At 65.1% G+C, this 6217-nt stretch carries 4 protein-coding genes; all 4 read right to left on the bottom strand.

The annotated features are described in order from the left end of the window. Positions 1-499 precede the first annotated feature (499 nt). Positions 500-1870 (bottom strand): hypothetical protein, encoded by a 1371-nt coding sequence (locus VGQ44_08410; GenBank protein ID HEV8446829.1) that lies wholly within the window; start codon positions 1868-1870, stop codon positions 500-502. Beyond that, a complete protein-coding gene (locus VGQ44_08405; protein HEV8446828.1) occupies positions 1870-2952 on the bottom strand; it encodes a hypothetical protein in 1083 nt (360 codons plus the stop codon). Before VGQ44_08405 ends, VGQ44_08410 begins: the two co-directional genes overlap by 1 nt. 133 nt (positions 2953-3085) lie before the next feature. Next, a complete protein-coding gene (locus tag VGQ44_08400; protein HEV8446827.1) occupies positions 3086-5236 on the bottom strand; it encodes a carboxypeptidase-like regulatory domain-containing protein in 2151 nt (716 codons plus the stop codon). A 170-nt stretch (positions 5237-5406) separates the two neighbouring features. After that, positions 5407-6217 (bottom strand): hypothetical protein (locus VGQ44_08395; protein HEV8446826.1); only part of this gene is annotated, 811 nt, incomplete at its 5' end.

Genomic DNA, 6217 nt, shown 5'->3' with positions numbered 1-6217 from the left:
GTCCTAGGAGCGCTGACGTCCTAGGAGCGCTGACGTCCTAGGAGCGCTGACGTCCTAGGAGCGCTGACGTCCTAGGAGCGCTGACGTCCTAGGAGCGCTGACGTCCGAAGAGCGCTGACGTCCGAAGAGCGCTGACGTCCGAGGGGCGCTGACGTCCGAAGAGCGCTGACGTCCGAAGAGCGCTGACGTCCGAGGGGCGCTGACGTCCGAGGGGCGCTGACGTCCGAGGGGCGCTGACGTCCGAAGGGCGCTGACGTCCGAAAGAGCGTGACCCGGCGCTCCGATGGCGCTGTAATTAAGTCGGCGCCGTAAAGATGTGAGCGTCGTAAGGACATCGGCGTCGTAAGGACATCGGCGTCGTAAGGACGTCGGCGTCGTAAGGACGTCGGCGTCGTAAGGACGTCGGCGTCGTAAGGACGTCAGCGTCGTAAGGACGTCAGCGTCGTAAGGACGTCAGCGTCGTAAGGGACGTCAGCGTCGTAAGGGACGTCACCGCCCTCTAGCGAATCGAGAACAGATTGACCAACAGACTCGTTCCCTTATTGTCGCCTTGCTGCAAAGCAATCGCCGCCCCGAGCTCGTAGCGTTTGATCCTCAGCCCAGCGCCAAACGCCACCGCGGTTCCACCGGTGATGTAATCGGCACCGCCGCGGAGCGACAGCATCGGGATGCCGCGATACTCGACGCCTGCGCCGACGCTCGTTTTCGGCCCGATCACGATCGCCTCGTCGCCGCCCATTTGCTGGCGTGCGTCGGCGGAGACGGTGAGATCCTTCCTCCAGTCGTAGGCGAGTCCGGCGGCGATCGTGGGTTTGAGTCTGTAGTTCGCAAGCGCGCTCTTGAGGTTGGCCGGCGCGTTCGCGTACGCCTGCTGGTCGAAGTTCGCGGTGTCGCCGCTTACGTCGAATTGGCCCAAGCCCGGTCGATAGGACATCAGTGACTCGTTCCAGCTGAACGAGTTGAACACGTTCTGAATCGCAGCCGAGAGCCCGAGCTTGTCCTTCAGCCAGGAGACGCCGACGTCGGCGCCGAAACCGCTGCCGGTGAACCCACCGGCTCCCGACATCGGCGTGCAACCTGGCGTAAGCTGACCGGTATCATCGCGACAGTCTTGGAACGAGCGCGAGCCGACGGATGGGAGCGAGATCGTGCCGCCATTCGCGTTGATGTTGCTCCCGGCATCTTGGGCGATGGTGACGAACGCGCCGCCGATCCACTTGAGCGTCGCACCGAAAGCGAGCGTGGCGGAGCCGGGCTTGTGGTCCCCGAAGGCGCGTCCGTAACTGACGGAGGCGCTCGTCACAGCACCTGAACTGGCTTTGGAGTTTTTGAGATTCAGCGTCCGCACGTTCGTGCCGTCGGCGCCCGAGCCGGAGGCCGGTACGTTGCCGAAGAGAATGGCTTCGACGGCGTCGGGGTTCAGGTTCACGGACCCGAAGGCCGTCAATCCGACCTGCGCGGCGAACGGACCCACGCTCGCCGCGACGTTCGCTCCGCCCGAAGGCGTCCCCTTCTCACCGCCCGCCGCCTTGACCTTGTCGAGCCACGCTTGCCGAGTCGCGCGTGGAACGACGTTGGGCACCTTGTAACTCGTGGCGTCGTTGATGTCGGCGAGCGTGATCGGGTCGAGCGTGAAGCTGGCGGTCACGGGCAGCACGGTGAGCGAAAACCCCGGATTGCCGGGCAGTCCGAGGTTGGCCGGATTCCACGAGACGGCTTCGTACCCGCGGGCGCGCGCGACAAAATTTCCGCCGAGGCCAAGTGCCGCGGCGCTGGTGTTGAGCTGCTGCGCGGAAAGCGTCGTCGTGAGCGGAACGAGCATCGCGGCAGCCGCGACGCGGAGGCCGTGACGACTGGACGAAGTACGCATCACTGACTCCCCGTGTGCATGGTGAGTTGAACGCGATTGTTGATCGTCACCGCCTCGCTCGGCGTCACCGTCGTCGTTCCCGACAGCGACCCGCCGAAACCCATTTGCTTCGCGTTCAGCAAAGCCTTCGCGCCTACCGGGCCGAACTTGAACGTGGTCGTCGTCGTGCCTGGCGCGATCTGCACGGCACGGGAGACGAGAATCGTCTGCGTCGGGCACGAATCGAAGAAATTTCCGTTTCCGTCGCCGCAGCCGAGGAAATTCACGTTCAGGTTGCCGCTCACGTTGAACGGATTGGCGATCGTGACGAACACGAGTGCCGAATCGGCGCGGTCGGCCGAGCCGAAGTTGAAGCTGAAGTCGCTGGGATTTGACTTGATCTGTTGATTGGTCAGCGTCAGACTGGCGTTCGCGGCGGTGAGCGGTCCCTGCGCGCTGCCGCCCGCGCGCACCGTGTAGGTGAACTGTTGCGCTCCGGTGTTCGTGAGGGTGATGATACTCCCTTGCGGCGATGTCACGTCGACGCGAAGACTCACTCCCGCCGTCGTCACGACGCCCGACACGGGAATCTTCGCCGTCGTCGTCGCACCGTTCGCTGGGATCGCATTCGCCGGCCCATTCAGCGTGAGCGTCCCGAGCACGGTCGCTCCGCTGGCGACAGTGAATGTCATGCTGCCCGCCGCGCCCGCGCCCGGATTGATCGGGTCGAACTGATAGCGGTTCACCATGGTGACGTACACCGTGTCGCCGAGCAGCGTCGCTGAGCTCAGGCCGGCGGGCAGGAAGGTCGCCGCGCTGGTCGTCGACGCGGTGTAACTCGGCTTGGGCGTTGCGACCCCGGCGGTGCATTGCGGGCAATCCTGCGCGAGCGTTCGCGTGAGCGTGATCGTGTTCACGTTCGCCTGGAACGTGAGTCCGTTCGGCGCGAGCGTCACGCCGTTCGGCAGGATCGAGCTGACGAGGATCGTCGCGCTGCTCGCTGGGAAATCCCAGGTCATGTCCCAGTTCGGGATCGACGTCGGAACGTCGCAGGCCGCGCCGAGCAACGCGGCGAATACTACGGTGGCGACACGCGGTCGCATGTTGAGCGTCCCTCCACTTCGTCGGGGAGAGCAGCTGTCCGGACGAGCCGGACTTGTGAGTGCGCCAACCGTAGCCCGGTCCGGCGCGCGCTGTCAAGTCGCGGCCCCGGGGCCTTCCGCCTTCGAGCCGTGATTATCGCGCGAGCGGAGTCGGACGCAGCTGGAAGTGGATCACTTTGCTCGTCGTACCCTTGCCAGTTTCCATGTGAAACGGCGCGCGCGTGCTCACGGTCGCCCAGAGGCCGCGGCCCTTCCAGCCGGCGTTCGGGTCGTCGATGCGGCCGTCCATCCACTTGGTGTAGAAACCCATCGGATACGGCACGCGGAGGATCACCCACTTGCCGTCCTTGAGCGCCAGCAATCCTTCCGATTCGTTGCCGGTGTTGATCGGCGTATTCTTGCCCAGTCCCAGCGCGTCGAACTGGTCCACCCACGTGTAGTAGCTCGCCTCCGCGCTCCCGGGATCGCTCACATTCTGGAGCTGCGGCAGCGGCTCGGCGTAGAACGTCCAGCCCTCGGGACAATGTTGGCCGGTCGCCGTCGGACCGTTGAGCGGGCTTTTGCACTTGCGACGGTCGAAGCTCGCCATGTGGCCGCTCGCCATCGCGACCCACGCGACGCCGTTGCGGTCGATGTCCATGCCGCGCGGTGAGAATCCCACCGTCGGCGCGTTGGGATTGTTGAGCGGAGGCTCATAGTACTCCGCCAATGCCGTCTCGGGGGGATGCGCGCCGGGTACGAGACGGACCACGCCTCCGGGATAGCCGAGTGTCGACGCCCAGATCGTGCCATCCGGCGCTGGAGACACCGCGTAGAAGCCCGCGTTGATTCGATGGTCTTTCGTCGGATCGATGGGCTGGTTCGGCTCCGTGAACTCGCCGCGCTTGCCGTCGCCGTTCGTATCGAGAATGAGCGCCGTCCATCCCTGCGAGCGTTCCTCGTCACCGGTCTCGTCGAACAGCTTCGTGTCGAACCAGCCGACGACTGGTCCGCCGCCGCTCGTCCACAACGTGCGATTGGCGTCTTCGGCGAACATCAAATGGTGCGTGCTAAAACAGGTGTTGATAAGCGTGAGCTTCTTCGTCTTGGGATCAAACATCGCGAGCTGACGTCCCGAACGGTTGACGGGCGTGAGCTTCGCCGAAGGATGCGTCGATCCGGCCTTGCAGAACGCCGGATTGTCGGCGGGCCGAATCGTCGACGTGATCCAGACGCGTCCCTTCTCGTCGAACATCGCGTTGTGAACGTTGTTCTTGCTCGTCCAGGGGAAATCGGTGCCCCAGTAGGCCGACGGCGCGCCGGTGCTCAGCCCCGCGGCGATCGGCGTCGCCGCATCCCGCACAGTGAGCGGCACTCGGCTGATCGTGTTGCGGACCGGATCCAACACGGGGAGATAGTCGCTGCTCAGCTCGAGCGATCCGTAGATCAAACCGTTCGGGTTGAGCGTCGGGTTTCGGCGATCCGTCGAGACGAGATCGTGGAGATACGATTTGGGATCGGCCCAATCCCATTCGGAGATCACGACGTTTCGCTCGACTCCCTGCGGCCGCTGTGGTGCTTTCTCTGGTACATCGCCCGCGGCGATGCGGTCCGTCCAATCGGAAAACAGCGCCAGCGCGCGCGTGTGGCCAAGACCGTCGATCGCCGAGAGCATTTGCGAACCTGCTTGACCGGACTGGACGCGGCGCTCCCACGCCGCCGTGCTCGGTTTGATCTGGCTGTACTCCGGCGGAAGTTGTCGCGTGCCTCTACTGCCGAGTTGGTGGCAGGCGAGGCAGGTGCCGGATTTGATCGTGCGAATCCAGTCGCCCTGCGACTTCACGTTCGGCGAGATGCCGTTTCCGCTGGGACCGGTGCCGGGAAATTCGTTCTTTTCGGGCACCTTGAGCATCGAGAACCAGTAGCCCGCGGGGTAGTACGCCGCGGCGGCGCGCGCATTCGGCGCGACGGCGGCCGTGAGGTTGAGCGTTTCGCCGCCGGTCGCTTTGGATTTTGGTGAGTCGACGAGGCCGTAGCCGCGCACCCAAACGTTGTACGTTGCCTTGGGGAGATCGGGAATCAGGTATCGGCCCTGATCATCGGTCACGACGATGCGAACGAACCTGGTCGGCAGGTCGTTGGTCTCGGCGATCACCCAGACGCCCGCCTCGGGTCCGCGCGGGCCGGTCACGACGCCGGCGATGTCGGTCTCGCCGACGTGTGTCGCGGGTCGGGGCAGGGCGGAGAGGAGCGCGACCGCGCCGAGTAGGACTCCGGTGATGCGCATGATAGTCTTGGTCTTCATGCGTCCTCCGCTCTCGATGATGGGCCGTTTCTATCATCCGTCATTCGCGTCGACAGCACAAGTCGTGCGACCACGGGCCTCCATGCGATCGCCGACACGCCGAGCCGCCCGAGGGCCGTCTCGGCGCTGCCTCCGTACAAGCGTCGTAAGTAAGCGCCTCAAAAACGGAGTCAGCCGACTACGGCGAGGCCGCGCAAATTGGTCGGCGTTGCCGCGAATCGCGCGACGATGCGCCAGCTCACGCCGCCGTCACTCGACCAGTGCACACCACGCTCATCAGCCGCCCACAACTCTCCGGCAGAATTCCCCGCCGTGAGCAGCGGCGCGATCGTGTTCGGTGGGTGGGGCCAGCCCTCTCTCACACGCTGCCATCGTGAGTTCCCCTCACGCCGATACAAACGTCCGTCCGACACGCCGGCGACGTACGCGGAACGCGGGCCGGATGATGCGGAAACTATGACGACGTCGGGGCGGGCCGGATCGATCGCCACGCTGCAAAAATAGCCGACGTCGAGACCGTCCTCCGGCGAGCGCCACGTCGCGCCACCATCGTCGCTCTCGAAGTAGCCGTCGCCGGCGGCGACGCGGAGAGAAGTCGGTGCGTCGGGGTGGATCGCCAACTCGTGCGTGTCCCACGGGCCGTCGTTCACCCGGTCATTCCAGCTGCGTCCGCCATCGAACGTCGACACGAGTGCACCAGCCTCGATCGCGACCCACAGTCGGTCGGCGTCGCGCGGGTGACACGCGATCCATCTAACGTGGTGTGTGCTCGGTTTCGGAGGGAACGACCACTCGGGTGAAGAGGGCAGTGTCTCCAACGCAGCGGTCTGCTCCCAGGTCGCGCCGCCGTTCTCCGAACGCCACACTTCACTCGGCTCGGTGCCCACCCACACGAGATCTCGCTGAGCGGGGCTCGCGGCGATCGACATGATCCGCTTCCCCTCGAGACCGATGCTGCGCCACGAGGCGCCACCGTCATCA

The organism is Gemmatimonadaceae bacterium (assembly GCA_036003045.1).
In the GTDB taxonomy this organism is placed as follows: Bacteria; Gemmatimonadota; Gemmatimonadetes; order Gemmatimonadales; family Gemmatimonadaceae; genus JAQBQB01.
The sequence above is the reverse complement of the archived record's forward strand: the minus strand, read 5'-3'. Positions and strand labels throughout refer to the sequence as shown.